15 protein-coding genes are annotated in these 21,290 nt (G+C 34.4%); 9 read left to right on the top strand and 6 right to left on the bottom strand.

From position 1 onward, the window contains the following. The first annotated feature begins 87 nt into the window (after positions 1 to 87). Entirely contained in the window at positions 88 to 174 is an 87-nt protein-coding gene (locus PQO00_RS09815) for a sigma factor-like helix-turn-helix DNA-binding protein (RefSeq protein ID WP_274184710.1), read from the top strand. Between the two features lie 901 nt (positions 175 to 1,075). Here the strand turns inward: PQO00_RS09815 and PQO00_RS09810 are convergent. Beyond that, positions 1,076 to 2,233 (bottom strand): hypothetical protein, encoded by a 1,158-nt coding sequence (locus PQO00_RS09810; protein ID WP_274184671.1) that lies wholly within the window; start codon positions 2,231 to 2,233, stop codon positions 1,076 to 1,078. 204 nt (positions 2,234 to 2,437) lie between these two features. On the opposite strand from PQO00_RS09810, the gene PQO00_RS09805 reads away from it, so the two are divergent. The 8 genes from PQO00_RS09805 to pckA all read left to right on the top strand — a co-directional run bounded on the left by PQO00_RS09805 (position 2,438) and on the right by pckA (position 15,488). Then, positions 2,438 to 5,686, top strand: a complete 3,249-nt coding sequence (locus tag PQO00_RS09805) for a SusC/RagA family TonB-linked outer membrane protein (RefSeq protein WP_274184670.1) — start codon at positions 2,438 to 2,440, stop codon at positions 5,684 to 5,686. Between the two features lie 4 nt (positions 5,687 to 5,690). Beyond that, positions 5,691 to 7,181 (top strand): SusD/RagB family nutrient-binding outer membrane lipoprotein, encoded by a 1,491-nt coding sequence (locus PQO00_RS09800; protein WP_274184669.1) that lies wholly within the window; start codon positions 5,691 to 5,693, stop codon positions 7,179 to 7,181. 16 nt (positions 7,182 to 7,197) lie between these two features. Then, positions 7,198 to 7,980 carry a hypothetical protein gene (locus PQO00_RS09795; RefSeq protein ID WP_274184668.1) on the top strand — a complete coding sequence of 261 codons (783 nt, stop codon included), beginning with the start codon at positions 7,198 to 7,200 and terminating at the stop codon, positions 7,978 to 7,980. After that, positions 7,977 to 9,458, top strand: coding sequence for a DASS family sodium-coupled anion symporter (locus PQO00_RS09790; protein ID WP_274184667.1), 1,482 nt, complete (start codon positions 7,977 to 7,979; stop codon positions 9,456 to 9,458). Before PQO00_RS09795 ends, PQO00_RS09790 begins: the two co-directional genes overlap by 4 nt. 40 nt (positions 9,459 to 9,498) lie before the next feature. Continuing rightward, positions 9,499 to 11,274 (top strand): Ig-like domain-containing protein, encoded by a 1,776-nt coding sequence (locus tag PQO00_RS09785; RefSeq protein WP_274184666.1) that lies wholly within the window; start codon positions 9,499 to 9,501, stop codon positions 11,272 to 11,274. 63 nt (positions 11,275 to 11,337) lie between these two features. Then, positions 11,338 to 12,714, top strand: a complete 1,377-nt coding sequence (locus PQO00_RS09780; protein ID WP_274184665.1) for an Ig-like domain-containing protein — start codon at positions 11,338 to 11,340, stop codon at positions 12,712 to 12,714. Positions 12,715 to 12,805: 91 nt separating this feature from the next. Beyond that, on the top strand, positions 12,806 to 13,693 hold the full coding sequence (locus PQO00_RS09775) for a T9SS type A sorting domain-containing protein (RefSeq protein WP_274184664.1): 888 nt from the start codon (positions 12,806 to 12,808) through the stop codon (positions 13,691 to 13,693). A gap of 232 nt (positions 13,694 to 13,925) precedes the next feature. After that, positions 13,926 to 15,488: a phosphoenolpyruvate carboxykinase (ATP) gene (pckA, locus tag PQO00_RS09770; RefSeq protein ID WP_274184663.1), complete on the top strand. Its 1,563-nt coding sequence runs from the start codon at positions 13,926 to 13,928 to the stop codon at positions 15,486 to 15,488. Positions 15,489 to 15,785: 297 nt separating this feature from the next. Here pckA and PQO00_RS09765 read toward each other — a convergent pair whose 3' ends face one another. The 5 genes from PQO00_RS09765 to PQO00_RS09745 form a co-directional block, all read right to left on the bottom strand. Beyond that, positions 15,786 to 16,877 carry a glycoside hydrolase family 2 TIM barrel-domain containing protein gene (locus PQO00_RS09765; protein WP_274184662.1) on the bottom strand — a complete coding sequence of 364 codons (1,092 nt, stop codon included), beginning with the start codon at positions 16,875 to 16,877 and terminating at the stop codon, positions 15,786 to 15,788. A gap of 169 nt (positions 16,878 to 17,046) precedes the next feature. Further along, entirely contained in the window at positions 17,047 to 17,187 is a 141-nt protein-coding gene (locus PQO00_RS09760; protein ID WP_274184661.1) for a hypothetical protein, read from the bottom strand. Further along, positions 17,184 to 18,167, bottom strand: a complete 984-nt coding sequence (locus PQO00_RS09755) for a glycoside hydrolase family 43 protein (protein ID WP_274184660.1) — start codon at positions 18,165 to 18,167, stop codon at positions 17,184 to 17,186. Before PQO00_RS09755 ends, PQO00_RS09760 begins: the two co-directional genes overlap by 4 nt. A gap of 328 nt (positions 18,168 to 18,495) precedes the next feature. Beyond that, a complete protein-coding gene (locus PQO00_RS09750) occupies positions 18,496 to 19,512 on the bottom strand; it encodes a glycoside hydrolase family 43 protein (protein WP_274184659.1) in 1,017 nt (338 codons plus the stop codon). A gap of 229 nt (positions 19,513 to 19,741) precedes the next feature. After that, positions 19,742 to 21,280, bottom strand: coding sequence for a RagB/SusD family nutrient uptake outer membrane protein (locus PQO00_RS09745; protein ID WP_274184658.1), 1,539 nt, complete (start codon positions 21,278 to 21,280; stop codon positions 19,742 to 19,744). Positions 21,281 to 21,290 lie beyond the last annotated feature (10 nt).

Below are 21,290 nucleotides of genomic sequence, written 5' to 3'. Positions count from 1 at the left end.
TAAAACAACCTTAGTGTTGGTTTTTACAAACATTATTGAATCAACTTTTAGTGTTTCATTACACTGCCTACCTTGGGTTCGGCACGGGTGGTTAATAAATATAATGGCTTAAAGTACAAAGAGATAGCTGATGACTTAAATATATCTGTTAAAACCGTAGAGTCGCAAATGTGAATCGCTTATCAAAAAATACGGGAAAAATGGAATTAATGTTAGTCTTCTTTGCATAAAAAAAGATATAATACCAAATAAACTTCAAAATAACTGGTTAAATCCGTTTAGCTCACTATCTTTTATTTTTATAATTGGTGTTCGTGAATCTTCGATTTCTATTTCCTTTATATTTCAATAAAAAACATATCCATAATTAGGCTATGCTTATGCTTTTTATCTCATCTAAAGAAAATATATTTCAAATTTATTACCAATCATTTTTAAATTCATTTGGTATAATGTTATTATTTTTGATTGTCCGTAATTTATCATAAACCAAAAATATATTGATTTTGTCATCCCGAGGCAACGAGGGGTCTCGAGGGATCTCATTGATTATCAACAGATTCTTCACTATAGCCTGTACTGAGCGTAGTCGAAGTATTCTGAATGACAAAAATAGCATTATGTATGATTACGGACATTCAGTATTATTTATACATAAAGTACATTTCAAGAAAAGAATACAAATAGGCATCAATTATTTTAGACTATTTGCCTATACATAAAGTTCCTTTATAGTATCTACGAATCCTTATACTAATTAGGTACATATTTGATACCTATAATATGGTGGGTAGTTCTATGCGTAAAACTATATAGCTAAATCAATATAAAACAACATGAACCTTCAGAGTAAAAAACCGAATTTATTCGTTAAAAATACTCGCCGTAACTAGGCTATGCCTACGCTTTTTGCCTTGAACTTCAATTTTTTATTTCTAAATATAGTTTGCCATTTTATAGCGACTTAGCTATAAATGTCACTTCTTTTTGTCAAATCAAATATAGTAACCAATAATACTAGAGTATGAAAATAGGCCGTGTTTTGCTGAAGGAACCATAAGTTTAGCCCAGCAATTTATCTACAATAATTATTAATATACTGATCGCTAAAAACATACGTTTTTTTATAATTCACTATAAAATTACCAATACTAAAATGACAATTAAAACTCATTTCATCCCCTTCCTCAATGAGGTTAAAATTAACATCAGGTGCTAAAGCTGGGTTACAAGTAATTGGCTTAGAATAATCTTCCAAACGATTTATAGAAATTGCTTTAATTTCATTTTTAATACTGTTTAAAGAATTTTCATTATTTAATTGGTCATTTAACACTTTATCATTTACAAATTCAATATCTCTACCAAGTGCTTTTCCTGTTCGTTGTATAAAACTACTATCTATTTTGAATTCTGTTCTAAAGAATGTATGAACGTAGGCTATTTTCACAAAGTTGTCATCTTCATCTAAATTTGAAAAATTATATAGTTCTCTTATTTGGGTATTGGAACCTTTGGTCAAAAAAGAATCTATGGGAAACTCTCTTTTATCATACCAAATTTCATGTTTTTGATATTCATAACCTTCAAAAGATTCACCCCTATCCCCTCTTTCGTCCATACATCTGGCATACATTATAGCTTCTTTTGCTACATAATGAAATCCGTTTCTTTCTCTGTAGAATGGAATCTTATATTCATTTTTTAAAATCCATTTACCTTGATATTTATAACATGGGTAATAACAATCATCCGGCAATTCTTTTAGCTTAACATAAGGTTGAATAAAGTTATTCTCAAAACTCCATTTTAGCATATCATATTTCGAATCACTGACTATGACTTTAGCCATTTTTGTAGAAAAATATTCTTTAAAATATAAAAATGATACTATTGCTAAAGAAACAATAACACCAGTAGCAACGATTAAAAAACGACGCTTTATAACTATCTTTTTTTTAGTGCTTTTCAAATCACTAGGCTTACTTGTTTTTAGCTTATCTAAATCAAGTAAGCGTTCAATATTACCTAAAGCTCTTTTAAATTCCCCTTCTGATGCAGTGCCATTAATCAATCTTGAAAACTGAGAATCACTATAAAATAAATCCCTTGCTATAATAGAGTTACTGGTAGATTCAAATTGGTTTCTTAAACCATCAAATGCACCATATCTTATTGAGAGTTTATCAATAAAACTTCTGTGCAGTTCTTCGGTGTTTTTATGACTTTCCACTTAAAATTGTAAAGAATTAAATTTAGTTAAAACTAATTAAAATTGATAAAAATTGATAAAAATTGCTAAAACATCAATAATTAATCAAAAAAACTATATAATTGACAAAAAATTACCTTTACGATTAGTAATTCATCACTAAGCTTCACATTCGACTAAAGGGTAATTTTAGCAGTAAAACTAAACTTTTAAAACTAAAACAAGATGAAATGTATAATTAAAACAATATTTTTTCTATTCCTCTTTTCATTTCAAACATTATTATCCCAAAATGTTATTACGGGTGTCGTAACAGATGAAAAAGGATTCCCTTTGGCTGGTGTCAGTATTATAGAGAGCAACGTATCTAACGGAGCCATAACAGATTTTGATGGGCTTTATTCCATATCACCAAAAACAGAAAATCCTAGTTTAACATTTAGCTTTATAGGTTTTAAGCCAGTAACCATAGATGTAGGCACGAAAAATGTTATCGATGTTATCATGGTGGAAGCTATTGAAGATTTAGATGCTGTTATTGTAAATGCTATAGGGTTTACTAAGAAAAAAGATAATTTAGGTTATGCCAGTTCTACCGTAAAAGGAGGAGCTGTTTCAGAATCTGGAGAGGCCAATGTTTTAAATGCGCTTTCGGGTAAATCATCTGGAGTTCGAATATCCAGAAATTCTGGCGATCCTGGAGCTGGATCATTTATCCAAATTAGAGGACTTTCGTCAATAACTAGAAATAGTCAACCATTAATCATTTTAGATGGCATCCCCATAAGTAATGATGTTCGTGGAAATAGTGATAGAGGTGGTGTTAGTCAAGAGTCAAGACTTAACGATATTAATCCTAACGACATAGAATCCATTACGGTTTTAAAAGGTGCCGCCGCTGCTGCTTTATGGGGAACACAAGCCTTAGGTGGTGTTATTAATATTACAACAAAAAGCGGTAAATACAATAGTAAGCTTAATATAAGTTTAAAATCTACGTATTCTTTAGATCAGATTAATGTGAAATACCCAGTTCAAACAAAATATGGGCAAGGAGACAATGGCGTTTATGACCAAAGGGCAAGAGACTCTTGGGGAGATTTAATATCTGATCGTTCGGGTGGTCATGATGACTTTGATACTTCAGGAGAATTTTATTTAGATCAGAACGGAAGCATTTATTATCCTATTTTAAATAAAAACTCACAAGCCATATACAACGATTCTAACTTTGACCAAGTTTTTGGCAATGGGCATTTTTTAGAAAATAATTTGAGCTTAAGCGGGGGAACTGCAAAAAGTACCATGTTTTTTAGTTTGAGTGATTTGGACCAGAAAGGAATTATAAAAAATAATTCCGATTACCGAAGATCTACAGTTCGGTTTAATGCAAAACAAAATTTTACTGAAGCTACGAGTTTAAAAATAAGCTCAACCTATACAAGAACCTCATCAAACCGTATTAGGTTAGGTGCCAATTCATCTGGGCTGTATTTAGGACTGCTCAGAAATCCAGCAGATTTTGATATTTCTGGTTATCGAGGCGATTACTACGCATCAAGTGATAGTTCTCCAATTCCTAATAGGCAAAGGTCTTACAGAGAACCATTGGGCGCAGATGGGTCCGCTACTTACAATAATCCGCTTTGGACCATTAATGAACAAGAAAATAAAGCAAAGGTAGATCGCTTTATCACAAATTTTGAGTTTATGACATCGCCAAATAGTTGGCTAACATTCATAGCAAGAGCTGGTGTAGACCATTACAACGAAACAAGATCTGAATTTATAACACCAGGATCTGCAGCAGGAGATTTTACAGCAGGTTTTATAGATCAATCTACAGCTTCGAATACCATTTTTAATACTGATTTTATAGCAAAAACCACTTTTAATTTAGAAAACATTGTTGACGGTTCTTTTCTCTTAGGATTTAACTATAATAGTAAATCTAGAACCGTTAATGGTGTTGAAGGCAATGGTTTTATTCAATTTTTAGATGTAGATAGTGGTATCCGGGATATTGATAATACGCTTATCGAAAATACCGTTGTAAGCAGTACGTTTGGACAAGAGCGAACAGCAGGATTATACTCCTCATTATCGTTTTCACTTTATGATATGTTTTATATTGACAGTACCATTAGAATTGAAAACGCATCTACATTTGGAGACAATTCAGACACCCCCTTTTTGTTTCCATCCACATCTTTAGCATGGCAATTCTCTCAATTAGATATATTTAAGGAAAGCAATATATTGTCCTTTGGTAAAATAAGAGCTTCTTATGCAGAAGTAGGTGTTCAACCTGCACGCTATAATACCTCTAATATTTTTGTGTCACCAACATACAGTGATGCTTTAGGCGGCGGTTTAAATTCTGGATTGTTTGGTAATGGCGCATTTGTGCCAAGTACTAACAGAGGAAATTCATCACTTAGACCAGAACGAAAAAAAGAATTTGAAATTGGGACAGATTTAAGGTTTTTTAATAATAAACTATCTTTTGGTTTAACCTATTTTGAAAATGTAACTGAAGATGTTCTTTTGGATTTCCCTGTAGCGAACTCAACTGGGTATTCTGCCATCTACACAAATGGCGCAGAAATAGAAAATAAAGGTCTAGAATTGGATTTAGGTTATAAAATATTAAATACCAATGATTTTTCTTGGTCTATTGATGCCAACTTTACAAAAGTAAAAAATGAAGTTACAGATTTAGCTGGTGCAGAATCCTTAAATTTAGGAGGATTGGCAGCGATAAGCTCCAGAGCTGTTGAGGGTCAGCCTTTAGGTGTTTTATGGGGCTCAAGAACACTTAGAAATGATGATGGATCTATAGTTTACGATGAATTTGGTTTCCCAGAACAAGATCAATTAGAAGGCGTTATTGGTGACCCAAATCCAGATTGGCAAGGTGGTATCACAAGTACATTTAAATATAAAAATTTCAGGTTATCTGTTTTATTCGAAACCTATCAAGGTGCCGATATTTATGCAGGAACAAAATCCGTAATGAGAGATTTAGGTACTTGGTACGATACTGGCAATGAAGTAACTGCCACAAGAAATTATTTTGAATCCAATGGCAACATCATAAATATTGGCGAAACCTTTCGTGGTAATATAGCCGATTTTGGAGCAGGGCCTGTAGCATTAACAGAAACTTGGTATAATGGTGAAGGAGGTTTTTTTGGTGCTGGTAATGATGAACTATACATCGAAGATGGCTCTTGGACAAGATTAAGAGAGCTTGCCCTATCTTACTTATGGAAGTCCGATTGGTTAAAAAAATCAACAAGTTTAAAGTCTATAGAATTTACTGCAACAGGAAGAAATTTATTTTTATGGACTGATTTTGAAGGAAATGACCCAGATACCAATTTATCTGGAGTTAGTGCAGCAAGAGGGTTAGATTACTTTAACAACCCTGGCACAAAGTCTTTTCTTTTTAGTGTAACATTAAACCTTTAGTACTATGAAAGCGTTATCACAAATTTTTGTCGCAAACACAAATGAAGGTAAAGCGACTTCATATAAAAAAACACATAATAAATATTTACTTATGAAATCATTTATTTTATTATCCCTTATACTTATTCTAACACAGTCTTGTAGTAAACTGGTAGAAGACCTCAATAATGATCCTAATAACCAAACTCAAAGTGCTTATCAAAATATTTTAACTGGGGCCGAGGTTGGCAATATGCTTTTCCAAACTGGAGAAAATGCTAGAAGGGCCAGTATTTTTGCGGGACAATACACAGGAATAGATAGACAACATCTTGGTTTTAGTCAATACTCAGTAACCACAAGTGATTTTGATGGCCTTTGGAATGATGGATTTAATGATGCATTAAGAAATGCCATTGTAGCAGAACAAACAGCACAAGATGATAATGCCGGAGCCATAACCATTGGAATTACACAAGTTTTACAAGCTCAAACTTTTGGAACGCTAGCTTCACTTTATGGAGACATTCCATATGATGAGGCCGTTAATGTAGAAATTCAAAACCCTATGTTCGAAAATCAGTCCCAAGTCTATTCTAAAGTACAAACGCTATTAGATAGCGCCATTTCAAATTTACAGCAAGGTTCGGGAAGGCCCGCAACTGGTTCTGATATTTATTTTGACGGTAATGCGCAAGCTTGGATTGAATGTGCATATACCTTAAAAGCTAGATTCTATATGCACATAAAAGATTATGGAAGCGCTTATGCTGCTGCGCAAAATGGCATTAGTTCATTAAACAATAGCATGCTCGGGCCTCATGGTACAGCTGCTGAAGATTCGAATTTAAATTATCAATTTTTTGCTATTGAAGTAAGACAAAGCGACCTTGTTGTATCAGATTTCATGGCTGGTTTAACAGACCCAGCAAGCTCTACGTACAGAGGAAATTCTAAAACCAATGAATTAGGAAGACATCATTTCTACTTTACAACAAACGCTTTAGGTGTTCAACCTAACATTACTAACGGATATGCTGCTCAATCTGCATCAGCAGATTTAGTAACATATCAAGAAAATCTTTTAATTTTAGCCGAAGCTGGGTTTAGAACAAATGGTTTTAATAATGGCTTATCCCACTTAAATAATTTTAGAGCCTTTATGGCTAGTGGGGGTTATTTAACGAATGCCAATACTTCTGATATTTTGTATGACGCCTATATTGGAGCAGATTTTGCTTCTGGTGGCATTGAAAACCCAGATAGCATTAGTGCTGATAACGCGCTTCTAAGAGAGATCCTTCAAGAGCGTTACGTTACCTTATTTGGACAGATAGAAGTGTTTAATGATACTCGAAGAACAGAAAGCGAGTCGATAGTTCGAGTCCCTATTACACCTAACACAGGAAGTACTTTACCTCAACGTTTTATTTATCCACAATCAGAAATTGATAGAAATAGTAATATTCCTAATCCCATACCCGACTTTTTTGAAAAAACACCAATAAACCAATAGATCCCATTTTAAGAATATGACACCATTTATAATTATAAAAAAGAATTTCCTTTTAATTATTGCAATAGTTTTGCTATTACCCTATTCTGCATTCTCACAAGAGGAAGCCCCCCTTAGAATACTATTTGTAGGAAACAGTTTTACCTATTTTTGGAACATGCCCCAATTGGTAAAAGCCATGGGAGAAACTCAAGATGTTTTACTTGATATTCATCAATCTACAGTTGGGGGCAGTAATCTTAAACAACATTGGAACGAGGAAAAAGGCACTGTTACAAGAAAACTTTTAAAAGAAGGTCATTGGGACTATGTCATTCTAGGAGATCATAGCATAAGCACCATAGACACACCAGAACGTTTTGAAGCATATGCGAAGAAATTTTCAGAATTAGTTCGCTCGCTTGGAGCTGAACCAATCTTTTATTTAACATGGGCATATAAATCAAATCCTTTAATGCAGCCTACTATTACAAAAGAATATTTAAAGTTAGCAAATGCGTTGAATACCAACGTTATTCCTGTTGGACCTATTTGGATGAAAGCTAGAGAATTAAGACCTGATTTAAATTTATATTTTGATGATAAACACCCATCTTCTGATGGTAGCTATTTAATAGCACTCATTGTTTATAAAACGCTAACTGGAAAATCAGTATCCGATATACCAAATAGGGTAACAACCACAGATAAAGACGGTGAGAAACTATATCTCTCTTTTGTTTTACCTGAAAATGCGGCCTTTTACAAACAACTCGTAGAAGCATCCCATATTGAATCCATTAATACAGAAAAGAAATGAAGTCCATACAAAAAAGTTTATTTCTAATTTCTGGACCTTTACTGTTTATTCTTCTACAGTGTTTTGATCCACCCGTTGGAATGCCAGATGCAGCTTACAACTTACTTACAATAACATTGTGGATGGCACTATGGTGGGTAACAGAATCTGTTCCAATAGCTGTTACTGCTTTACTACCTATTATATTATTTCCAATGACAGGAGCTGTCGACTTACAAACAACAACAGCATCTTACGGTCATAAATATATTTTCTTATATATGGGTGGCTTCATACTTGCCATTGCTATTGAAAAATGGAACTTACATAAGCGTATTGCCTTAAATATTATTAAAATAATAGGCACTAATGTTTCCAAAATTATTTTAGGGTTTATGGTAGCCACAGCATTTCTTTCTATGTGGATATCTAATACAGCTACAGCAGTAATGATGCTTCCCATAGGAATGTCTATAGTGGCACAGCTTCAAGATAACCCCAACACCATTGAGGATGAAAATTTAATTTTTGGCAAAGCACTTATGCTCAGTATTGCTTATAGTGCTTCCATAGGAGGTATGGCAACACTTATTGGCACACCGCCAAATTTGGTTTTTGCGGGGTACGTAGAAGAAATTTATGGCATTGATATTACCTTTTTACAATGGTTAAAATTTGGTTTACCTATAGCAATTCCGCTATTGATCATAGCATGGTTATTTTTAACCAAAGTGGCATTTAAGTTTAAGCAAAATGAATTTCCGGGAGGGAAACAAGAGATTAGTAGGTTGTTATTAGTGCTTGGACCGATGAAGAAAGAAGAAAAAATAGTATCGGTCATTTTTGTATTAACAGCCTTTTGTTGGATAACTCGATCCTTTATTTTGCAGCGTTTTTTCCCTTTTATTGATGACACCATTATAGCTATGGCTGCTGGTGTATTATTGTTTGTAGTACCAGCTAGCGATTTTAAAAAACGCATAATTACTTGGGAAGATGCCGTGAAATTACCCTGGGGCATTATCCTTTTATTTGGGGGAGGCATGGCACTTGCTGCTGGGTTTGAAATTACAGGATTGGCATCATGGTTAGGCTCTCAAATGACCATGCTTCAAGGGTTATCGTTAATCTTACTGATACTTGTAATTATAGCTTTGGTAAACTTTTTTACAGAGTTTACTTCTAACTTAGCAACAACAGCCATGTTATTACCCATTTTGGCTCCCATTGCTATATCATTAAACATAAATCCATACATACTTATGGTTTCTTGTACCATAGCAGCGTCTTGTGCTTTTATGATGCCAGTCGCCACACCACCAAATGCGGTTGTATTCGGGTCAGGTTATTTAAGAATCCCAGATATGATAAAAAGTGGTGTTTGGATGAACATCATATCGATTTTATTTTTAACCATTATGGTCTATTATTTTTTACCTACAGTTTGGGGCTTTGATTCTAGTGATTTTACTGAATTTATAAAACCAAAAAGCCCTTAAATCGAAAAGAAATATTAAAAAAACTAAAACTAAACATATCATGAAATTCATTAAAAAAATTACTTTTTACTTTCTTATCCCTTTGGGATTACTTTCTACGTTAATTGTAGGGTGTGAAGACGATGATACTACTACTATTGTTGACAATACCATAGCAGCGATGGCTAAAACCATTAATGGTGTAAAGTTTGTTAATGGCATAGAAAATGTAAATATAAACGCTACCATAGAAATTATTTTTTCACATACACTAAAAACCGATTTACTCTCATCTTCCCTAACATTTAGCTCAACTTCTGGAGCAGTAGATTACACTTTGGATTTTTCTAATACAAATTCAACAATTACAATAATTCCAACCAGTTCTTTGGATTATGAAACAACTTATACCTTAATGCTACCAGCTGGTGATTATGGTTTAACAGGAGAATCTTTAGAAGCATCTTTATCGCTTAGTTTTACAACAGCTGCTTTTGTACCACCAGTATTAAGTCTTTCAAGCGACGTAACAGATTTAGAGGAAGATGGCAGTACAGCAATTATAACAGCTGGTCTTGATAAAGTATCTCAAGATGATGTCACAGCAACTATTGTGTTAGGAGGAACGGCATCAGAAGCTTTAGATTATAATGTTAATGGCAGTCTGGATATCACTATCCCCGCAGGAAGCACATCTGCAACTATTTCTTTAACCACAATAGTGGATGGTGAAAATGAAGGAGATGAAACTATATCCTTATCGCTGAGTAGTGTGGTAAACGCAAATAGTGACTCCCAAGAGTTAACAATCCTATTAAAAGAGCAATTACCGGCAATATCATTAAAGGGTATTATGGCTTTAACTTGGGATGGATCGGGTAGTAATGACGGAAAAGCTATTCATTTAATTGTAAATCAAGATATTGCAGATTTGAGCATATATGGTTTGGGCGTTGCCAATAATGGCGGTGGTACTAATGGTATAGAGTATACTTTTCCTGCGCAATCAGTTTCTGCTGGAGACGATATTCTTGTAGCTAGGGAGCCTACATTGATTTCAGCTTATTTTGGTGGTTGTAATAGCGAATTTGAACATATACTCCAGGCAAATACATCCATTAGTCAAAACGGAGATGATGCTATAGAATTGTTCAGTGGCACTACGGTTATTGAAACCTATGGAGATGCCGATATTGATGGAACCGGTGAGGTATGGGAATATAGTGGCTCATGGGCCTATAAGTTTAATGGCACTTGGACTTATGGAGGCATAGATTGTTCAATAGGCTCTACAACCTCGCAGGGTTCTGCTTGTGTATACCCCATTTGTTCACCTGCATTAACACTTCAAGGTATAATGGCAATTTCCTGGGATGGAAGTGGTACTAATGGTGGTAAGGCTGTGCATTTAAAAGCACAAAAAAATATTGCAGATTTAAGCTTGTACAGTATAGGTGTTGCCAATAATGGCGGTGGAACCGATGGCATAGAATTCACTTTTCCTGTGATGTCCGTATCAGAGGGAGATGATATTCTTTTAGCAAGAGAACAAGCCACAATTGCTGGTTATTTTGGATCATGTATCAATAGTTTTGAGCATATCATTGAGACTGGCTCAATGAATCAAAATGGTGACGATGCCATAGAACTTTTTCAAGGTAATGATGTTATTGAAACCTATGGTGATGCGAATGTAGATGGCACAGGACAAAGTTGGGATTATGAAGGTTCTTGGGGCTATAAACTAAATGGTAATTGGATAACAGGCGGTATAGATTGTGCAGCTGGTTCAACAAGCACACAAAGTTCAGCATGTGTCTATCCTGCTTGTAATTAATTTGAATTATAAACTTAAGTCATGGTAACTAAATAGGGTTACATCTTATAAATAAAATACTTTATGAATACAACAAGAAATATTTTTAATAGGGTTCGTGTATTTTCATTCATTTTCTGCTTATCATTTTTGGTTGGCTGTAATGATGATGACAATAATTTGCTCTCATTGTCCGTTTTGTCCATCACTGCAAATGGCAATCCCCTTGAAGACGGTGCCATAAACATCCCCGTAAATTCAATTATAGAGATCGCCTTTTCCTCACAAATTGAACCTTCTAAATTTGAAGGATTACTTTCAATAACAGATGGATCTGTAGCGCTTGATTATACAATTTCATATTCGAATGCTACCACAAAGGCAACAATAATGCTTGCTCAAATGGAAGTTAATGCAATATATAATTTATCAATACCATCAGGTGATTTAGGTCCAAATGGAGAATTTTTTCAAAGTGGCATAGCACTATCTTATGTAACCAACTTAGGAAAAACACCCTGTTTAAACGGAAGCGATGCTTGTATACAATCGATGCCGTTAACTAATGGTTCTGGAGCAGAATTCGATTTTGACATGTATAGTAATTATGATTTTATAGATGATTCAGCTTTTACTTACAATTCAATAAACCAGCTCGTTATTGTTGTACATGGTCTACAAAGAAATGCAAACGATTATTTCTCATATATGGCTTCTTCCTTAAAAAGTCTTGATATGGAGGAAAACACATTATTTATATCGCCATATTTTAAAGATAGTTCAGCAGCAACCGGCAATGATTTATATTGGGATAATGGATGGAGAGAAGGTGCAAATTCGAGTAATCCCAGTGCTTCTATAAGTTCGTTCACAGTTATAGATGCTATCATTGAAAAGATAGTTGCTTCAGGTAATTTCCCAAATTTAACAACCATATTTGTAACAGGACATTCTTCTGGAGCAGCGTTTGTACAACATTATGCTTTGGCCAATAGAGCCGAAAATACCTATGCAGATATTAATTTTGAATACAGCATCGCTAATAATCAATATTTTTATTATCCAGATGGGTTAAGATATGATGAAAACTCACAACAATTTATAACACCTACAGGTTGTTCGGGGTATGATTTTTGGCCTTATGGATATGCATTTTCAATACCATATCTCGATGGTATTGAGCAGTCTGTAATAACTGAGCAACAAGTAACCAGAAAAACAACGTATTTATTGGGCAGTAATGACACCTCGACCGAGGGCTCATTGAACACAACAGATTGTCAAGCCACACTTTTAGGAGAAAACCGATTAAAACGAGGCGAAAACATTTACTTATATATGCAAACTTTTTATGGGGCAACAAATAACCATGAAAAAATCATTGTTAATAATGTAGGGCATGATGCCAATGGTATGTATAACTCCTCTGAGTTTAAACAATACTTAATTGATCGTCAATAATTTTTGAAGCTATAATCTTGTGAAGATAGATTGAAAGACAGCCTAATGTCCCTTATTTTTTTATAACCTATTAAACTTAAATTCAATTATTATGAAAAAACTTTGTTTTTTACTTTTTTTAATGTCATTTACGAGTTTTGCTCAAAAAAATGTCACTATAACTAAAATTATTGAAGCTGATTGTTCAGACCCGTTTGTTAAATCTGTAGAACTATATGTTGATGGGACTGTTGATTTTAGCACGGAAGTGGTTTTAAATTACATGTTAAATGGAGGTTTGTGGTCTGATAATCAAATAGACGTTTCAGGCTTTGGGGTAATTTCCAATAAATTTGTTTACATTATTAGGGACTTAGGTTTAATGCAGGCAGAATTCCCAGGTGTGGTTTTTGAAACTAATAGTGCTATGGCGGGTTTCAATACTATTTTAACCAGCACTTCTACAAATGGCGATGATGGATATCAAGTAGTTTTAAACGGCAATGTGGTAAGTCAATTTGGCAAAACAGATACCGATGCCGATGATGATACCATATGGGAGCATGATGATTCAGTAGTATCAAGAAAATCAGGTATGGAAGATGGCACATGGAACGAGAATCATTGGGATTATAGTGGAAAAAACTCCCTTGATGGATTAACAGCATGCCAAGGAGGAGCTGGAATAGAAGCTTTTTTAAACGGTTTGGGAGGCACTTATCCTCTAGGTTCTGGTTCTGGTTGGACACTATCTACCGAAACCTTTTCTAAACCAGAATTGACCATATACCCTAACCCTATAAATAATGGCATTGTAAATATTAGCTCTACTTTGTCTACAGTTAAAAATGTAGAGCTATTTGATGTCATGGGAAGAAATGTTTTGAATACGCAATTAAACTCCGATGTGCTGAACGTTAGTTCTGTTGGTTCTGGGCTGTACATATTAAAAGTTTCAATAAGTGGTCGTTCTTCAACCAATAAAATAATAATCAGGTAAAATTATTATAAAAGAGCCATTCATTTACATGCTTTCTAGGTCTTCAATATAAATTCCAAAAGGAAATGAATCTGTCTAAATCAACTTCAGTACTTTAAGATTATCAACTTTTATAAAAAGATAATACTCTACAACAGCTATACTTTTCAATGCAACATTTAAAATCACCTTAAGCTATAAAAGGTGGTTTTATTCCTCAAGGATTATACTAATATTTATAAATATATTCAAAATGAGTTTTTCTAAAAAACACCATTACCAAGAATCAGAAACAAATTTGATTAACCATAGTGTCAATAAGTTAAACGAAGACCTAACATATAACGGTGTTCTGGCCATTAAAACGGGCAGCTTTACGGGTAGATCCCCAAAGGATCGCTATATAGTTAAAGACTCCTTAACAAAAGATAAGGTTTGGTGGGGCGCTGTTAATATTCCCTTTTCAAGTTTACACTTCCATAACCTTAAAGTAGACATGTTAGATTATTTTAATGATAAGGAGGTATTCATAAGAGATTCTTTTTTAGGAGCAGACGCCAATTACCAAGTTTCTATAAAAACGTATGCTGAATATAGCTGGAGCGATTTATTTATTCGAAATATGTTTATAGAACCTACGGCTTCAGAGTTAGAAAATTTTAAAGCTGAATGGGTCATATATAATGCCCCTGGGTTTAAAGCCATTCCCGAAAAGCATGGCACAAGCAATGAAAATTTTTCAATCATTAATTTTACTGAAAAAATAATTTTAATTGGAGGTACTGGATATACAGGTGAAATTAAAAAAGGCATGTTTTCTGTTTTTAATTTTATACTTCCTATCCAAAAAAATGTGCTACCGATGCACTGTAGTGCCAATGTAGGCAACAATGGTGAAACGGCTATATTTTTTGGTTTGAGTGGTACAGGTAAAACCACGCTATCTACCGATGCAAAACGAAAACTAATTGGTGATGATGAACATGGCTGGACTCCCGAAAATAAAATTTTTAACTTTGAAGGAGGATGCTATGCAAAAGTAATTAATCTTGAAGCATCTAAAGAACCTGAGATTTTTGGTGCTATAAAAAAAGGAGCTTTATTAGAAAATGTCATCATAGACAATGAAGGCCATGTTGATTATTCCAATAGTGCCATTACAAAAAATACGAGAGTTAGCTACCCAATTTCCCATATCGAGAATATCCAAATACCATCCATTGGCAATAACCCAAAATACATCTTTTTTTTGACAGCAGATGCTTTTGGCGTTCTCCCTCCCATGTCCCAATTGACCCCAGAGCAAGCGGCCTATCATTTTATATCGGGCTATACAGCTAAAATCTCAGGAACGGAAGAAGGCATACAAGAACCGCAACCAGAGTTTTCAGCCTGTTTTGGAGCTCCATTTATGCCTTTACACCCATCTGTTTATGCAAATATGCTAAATAATAAAATTAAAGAGACAGGAGTTAAAGTATGGTTAATTAATACAGGTTGGACTGGTGGACCTTATGGAGTTGGCAAACGCATGGAGTTAAAATACACGAGAGCAATGATTAATGCCGTTTTGAGCGGGTATTTCCCTGATATTAATCCTAAAGATTATCATACCCATAGTGTCTTTAAAGTAGCCCAACCAAGAAAGTGTCCAAATGTTCCAGATAGTGTATTAAGTCCAAGACAAACTTGGAACAATGATGAAGCTTATTACAAAAAGGCTTATGAACTTGCTGGCGAATTTCAAAATAACTTTAAAAATTTTGAGTCTGAAACAAACCAAGCAATCATAAATGCAGGGCCTATTCGACATTAATTCGTTTGGATATACCTCAGTCCAAATAAGGTAACATAACGATTTCCTCTTTATTTGAAATTGATTTAATTGGATGTAGTTTGTACTAGTTACTTTCTGATGCAATAAGTGATGCACCGATGGCCCTCCATGGCAAAGACTTGCTGTCCAAAGAATAATCTTCGGCGTTTTTTTTGATGTCTTTTTGTCTCTAGAACCCCATAACCCTACCCCTAAAAATTCATATATCAAAACTGATGATAATTAGTTTCTCTATTTTTATAATTTTAAAAACATTTATTTTTGATTAAAATGAACTTATTTTAGAGTTAAGCTTTTGATTAAATCAACTTCTTCCTGTTTATAAGGTGTTCCATCTGGATGAAAAATTTCATGAAACCAAAGTTCCGGTTCACTGCCATCTGGAATTGGTTCATCCCAAGCATATTTTGTGTTTGATTTTCCTGCAACCAAGCCCCAATTAATTGCTCCTACATTTTCTTTGGCAAGTATGGGCATAATATTTTGAAATAAACTATTATTTCTTCTTGCCATATACTCGGTACATACAAGGGGTCGATTGTACTTTTTTAAACTATCAATAGCCTCTTGATGAGCTTTAGGCCCTCTATAATTATGATAAGTTATGATATCCGAATTTTCTATTTGAAATTTATTTAATTCGGTCAAGTCCTTTCTCCATACACCTGCAGAGATTGGTTGTGATGGACGTACTTCCCATGCCCATTTAAAAACATTACGAAGCAAGGGCATTGAACTATTTTTTAGATTGTTGTTTCCTGGCTCATTGTATAAATCCCAAAGAACGATTCTCTTGTCGTCTTTAAAAGTCGTTAAAATATCCTTTACATATTCTTCTAAAAGAGGCATCAGGTTTTCATCTAAAAAAATTAATTCACCTGGATCCCTCACCCAACCTGAATTATGCACACCAGGCTTTGGATCTGGTTGTTTTCCCGATTGATATGTAGGGTTCCAACAATCATCGAAAAACACAAAAATTGTTTTTATTTTATGACTATCCGCAATTTCCAAATACTTATTTATTCGTTTTTTTAAACCTTCTTTATCTACTTCCCATGCAAGGTGGTGGAGATAAACCCGCATGCAATTCAAACCTATATCCTCTGCCCAACCTAACTCTCTATTAATGGTCTCTGGGTCGAATGTCTCAGCTTGCCATGTATCTAATTGGTTAATAGCCGTGCTGGGGTTAAAATTACTACCTCGCAGCCATCCGTTTTCATTGTTCCAAGTTTGAGCTTGTTCTAGTGTCCAGATTTTTGGCTTTTCCTCTATAATGGTTTCAGTTTTCTTAACTTCTTTATCGGTTTTTGTATTACAGCTAACAAGGCATAAAACGGCAAGTAAATAGTATAAATTTTTCATGTCTTTTTTTAAAGGTTTATTAATAAATTAATTGTGTAATGATGTATTTAGCATCATGGTTTTTATTTTTAACGGTTTTATATGTGCTATGATATCAAGGTATTATTTCAGTGAAATCCAATCAATTTTTACTGTTAGGTTATCAAATAATGCAGTAGTCAGATTAGACCTAAAACCTACCTCCTCCCATGAAGGGAAATACATCTTCATACTCCAAAATAGCGTTTTCCATATCATCATCAAAAACACGAATCTTATTACCAATGACTTTTACTTTGAGGTGGTACAAATCTTCTAACAACGGCATCATTTTTTTACCAGTGCGGGTTTAATGACCGCATTCGATTTCACATTGAATTTATAGATACCTGTTTTTGCATCCCACGCCTTGATTACAGGAACTATTCGTGTTCTTCTAGGGCTTACCTGGTTTTCACTAAAGTGAACGTGATATACATAATACCATTGACCATCTAAGCCTTCGAAAAAATCACCATGACCAGAACCGTTTTCTCCAACAATGGATCTGTGAATAATCGGGCTATTTTTTTGCTTAGCCCATGGCCCGTATGGAGAATCAGAAACTGCATAACCAACAGAGTAATCGATATTCTTGAAGTGGTTGGCTGAATAAAACAAATAATATTTACCTCTTAATTTGATTACGGTCGGACCTTCCATAATTGGTGATGATTCAAAATTAGGGGTAGCTTCCCATGGCTCAGTCTGATCAAAACACTTCTTTAGCGTTTCGGGCTTGATGGCCCCCTTTTTCTGGTCGAACTCAGCCACCCATAAGTAATTTCCTTTATTAAATCGAACATGGTAGAGGTAAAATTTACCATCATCGTCTTTGAAAACATATGAGTCGATATTTTTTGTAGACCCATCTATAGGGAAAATCTCTTTTTGTCTATAGGTCCCCAATACAGACTTTGACTGAGCCAAAACGGTTTGCTCATTGGCTGTATATGATAGATAATAGGTGTTATCTTCTTTGTATATTTGTGGTGCCCAAAAGCCTCTCTCACCATAGGTATGATCTCCCTTGGTTAAAATCATATAAACCGAGTCATTTGCCACTTCGGGCACAGTCCAAGTTTTAAGGTCTTTGGATTCCAAAACAGAAAAACCCGATGGCCCACCTCTCCTTCCTCCAGTACCCGTTAAATAATACTTACCTCCATCGATATATATAGTTGGATCTGCATAAAATATTTCCTCTCTTTCCTGCGCAGCTATATGAATTGTAGAAAGTAAAATAATGGCATAGATAATAATAGATTTCATTCTCTTATAATTTAAAGGTTAAAATTTTTAAAGCTCTTTACGTTGAGTTTCATAAAAACATGGTTTAGCACCAAAAAGTATTAAGAGAAAACTCAGTAGATATTTTTTCTTCATATTATTATTTTAAACATACTATCAATTACATTATTGATTGACCGTAATATATCATAAACCTAAAAATATATTATTTTTGTCATCCCGAGGCAACGAGGGATCTCATTGATTATCAACAGATTCTTCACTATAGCCTGTACTGAGCGTAGTCGAAGTATTCTGAATGACAAAAATATCATTATGTATGATTACGGACATTCAGATTACATTTAATTTATTCCGAAATTCCAAATTTTTGTATCAATTGGTCATATTCCTGTTTTGATATAGTAATCATACAACCGTGGCGCACCTTTGCGGGCATCGTGTATTTATCCCAATCTGAAAAAAAGGTATATCCAGAAATTTGATACCATGGCCCTTTTAATTGACCCGCTACCGATAACCCATAAGACACCCCAGGATATTGCTCGTAGTATAAGTACCAAGCTTTGTTATTTGGAGAAGGAATCAACATTGGTGCTTCCCGAAAATTTGGACTTATAGGATCTGATAAATTATCATAAGGACCTAATAACTTATCAGAACTTGCTATTCTAATGGTTTTTCCAGTTACCCAATCCAATGTTGGATAGGTTTCGTCTTTTATGATTGTCCAATATTTACCTTCCTCTTTTCGTATTAATACATCAATCGTCCCCATATCCCATTCAAGCAAGCGATTAGGTGTTTCTGAAAATGTCTTCAAATCTTTAGAGGTAACATAAAGTGTTCTCTGGCTAGCCCAATATCTTTCAGGGTCTTCTTTGGTTCCTGGCAGATGCGGTGTATGCCACGTCATCACATATTGTTTGCTGGCATCATCATAAAAAAGTTTAGGAGCTCCTATTCTTTGCAAAGGACTATAGTTAGGTGTTTTTTTTAAATCAGGAGTAAATACACTGTGTTTAGTCCAAGTAATTAAATCTGCTGATGCCCAAATATTTATATCTGGAGCCCCGTCATCTTGATTTCCTACAATATAATATCTCCCATCGTGGCCTTTAACAATGTCTGGATGGCCATGATAATTCTCAAACACACGCTTTCCTTTATTAAGTTGCTTCCAATGCAACCCATCTAAACTCACCGTATAGTAAAGTTCGCCATAATCACCATGCATCATATGCGCAAAGAGGTAAGCTTCATTTACAGGTTTCTCTCCATCTTTTAATTGCCCTGGAGGATTAGGTTGTTGGGCCATCAAACTCACGGATACAACAAAAAAAGCTGTTAAAAATATATTCTTCATTTTTTGTACATTTTTCATAATTATTAAATCTATGTTTTCTAATTCCCTTTATAATATTATGACTGGATTTTATTGATGTCACATTTTATAAATGCCTTTCTAATGCATATTTTTTAATATTTAAAGTTTATCATTTTATTTAATTAAAAAATTTGGCAAACCACATGATATGATTTGCCAAATAAACCAAACTAACTCAAATAATTATTTAAAAATCGTTTGTAAATCATCAATATTCAGGATGTTGATCTAGGTTAGGATTGTTTTGCACTTCATCCTGCGGTATAGGTAATCTATGATGCTTGCCAACTACAAAATTGTTAAAATCAGGATCCCTTTGGGCTATTACGTTAACACTGGCTTGATTATCCAAATCCCCCCATCGTTTTAAGTCAGCCCAACGACCACTTTCTCCACAAAGCTCTAAAACTCTTTCCATTTTTAATCGATCTCTAAATGCTGTTTTATCATTGCCAATTGCTGGATAAGCACTTTGTAATGTTGCCATATTAGCTCTCGCTCTCACCCTGTTCACGTATTGATATGCATCTGATGTCATATCAAGTTCATTAAGTACTTCTGCATACATCAACAAAACATCGGCATATCTTATTAACCGATTATTTACCTCAGACCAGTTGCTTTCACTATCTCTATAATAGTCTCTTTGGTATTTTCTAAACCAAGCTTCTCCATCTTCCCATTGCCAAGTTCTACCATAAGTTAATAGTCCCCAATCTGCTTGCATATCATCGTAAATTAAGGAATAACGTAAACGCATATCCAAACCTCCATCTAAATTAGCTTCTTTTTTAAATTCATCAACTAACCAATAACGTGCTTGACCATCAGACCATCCAATACCACGTGGAGCAAAAAACTGTGATCTTTGTGTAGATACACTGGCTACGGCTGCTTCTCCCTGATCGCCTTGACGGTTAGGATCATCTGCGAATTGTATTTCAAAAACAGATTCTAAATTGTTCTCATTATCTCCTCTAAAATTATCTTGGAAATTTGCTACAAGATCATAATTACTGCTCCCAGCACCTGTAACCAACCAATCCAATGCTTGTTTAGCTTCAGTCCATTTGTGTTGTTGCATATATACTTTACCTAGCAATGCGTACGCTGCTCCTTTGGTTGCTCTTCCTTTATTATCAGCATCCCATTGAACTGGTAAATCGATAATGGCTTCAGTTAAATCTTTCTCGACTTGAGCAAAAATCTCTTGTTGGGTTCTTTGTTCTGGGATATCATTTGGTGAAGATGGTTCTAAAACCAGTGGTATATTTTCCCATAATATAGCGGCATAATAATAATGTAAAGCTCTAAAAAATTTAGCCTGAGACAGAATTTGATTTTTCTTTTCTTGACTAGTAAACTCAATATTTGGAACATTCGCTAAAACTTGATTACAACGAAATACGGCTTTATAAGTATCCCTCCATGTCTCACCATTACCCTCAAAGAAATTGTAGTTGATATAATTGAAACGCGTCCAATCAGCAAGCTCAATCCATGGACTTTTACTAAATCCCTCATCAGAGGTAAGGTCTAATCTAAAGTAAATCCATCGCGTCCATAATCCTGCTTTATAAAACATCGCATAAACAGAATTAATACCTAATTCAGCATCGTTTTCACTTACCCAAAATTCTTCTGTAGCTAACTGGTTTGGGTTTTTTTGAACCAATTCTTCCTCTGAACATGATACAAGTATTTGCATTATGAAAGGGAGTATTAATAATAAAACTATTTTTTTCATTTTTATTTTT

It is taken from the genome of Flavivirga sp. 57AJ16 (genome assembly GCF_028736925.1).
Lineage (GTDB): Bacteria > Bacteroidota > Bacteroidia > Flavobacteriales > Flavobacteriaceae > Flavivirga.
Note: the sequence above shows the minus strand (reverse complement) of the source record. Positions and strands in the feature narration are given on the sequence as shown.

Excerpts from the sequence above, each read along its gene's own strand:
- PQO00_RS09805 (WP_274184670.1), top strand. The coding sequence starts at position 2,438 with ATGAAATGTATAATTAAAACAATATTTTTTCTATTCCTCTTTTCATTT.
- PQO00_RS09800 (WP_274184669.1), top strand. The coding sequence starts at position 5,691 with ATGAAAGCGTTATCACAAATTTTTGTCGCAAACACAAATGAAGGTAAA.
- PQO00_RS09795 (WP_274184668.1), top strand. The coding sequence starts at position 7,198 with ATGACACCATTTATAATTATAAAAAAGAATTTCCTTTTAATTATTGCA.
- PQO00_RS09790 (WP_274184667.1), top strand. The coding sequence starts at position 7,977 with ATGAAGTCCATACAAAAAAGTTTATTTCTAATTTCTGGACCTTTACTG.
- PQO00_RS09785 (WP_274184666.1), top strand. The coding sequence starts at position 9,499 with ATGAAATTCATTAAAAAAATTACTTTTTACTTTCTTATCCCTTTGGGA.
- PQO00_RS09780 (WP_274184665.1), top strand. The coding sequence starts at position 11,338 with ATGAATACAACAAGAAATATTTTTAATAGGGTTCGTGTATTTTCATTC.
- PQO00_RS09775 (WP_274184664.1), top strand. The coding sequence starts at position 12,806 with ATGAAAAAACTTTGTTTTTTACTTTTTTTAATGTCATTTACGAGTTTT.
- pckA (WP_274184663.1), top strand. The coding sequence starts at position 13,926 with ATGAGTTTTTCTAAAAAACACCATTACCAAGAATCAGAAACAAATTTG.
- PQO00_RS09765 (WP_274184662.1), bottom strand. The coding sequence starts at position 16,877 with ATGAAAAATTTATACTATTTACTTGCCGTTTTATGCCTTGTTAGCTGT.
- PQO00_RS09760 (WP_274184661.1), bottom strand. The coding sequence starts at position 17,187 with ATGATGCCGTTGTTAGAAGATTTGTACCACCTCAAAGTAAAAGTCATT.
- PQO00_RS09755 (WP_274184660.1), bottom strand. The coding sequence starts at position 18,167 with ATGAAATCTATTATTATCTATGCCATTATTTTACTTTCTACAATTCAT.
- PQO00_RS09750 (WP_274184659.1), bottom strand. The coding sequence starts at position 19,512 with ATGAAGAATATATTTTTAACAGCTTTTTTTGTTGTATCCGTGAGTTTG.
- PQO00_RS09745 (WP_274184658.1), bottom strand. The coding sequence starts at position 21,280 with ATGAAAAAAATAGTTTTATTATTAATACTCCCTTTCATAATGCAAATA.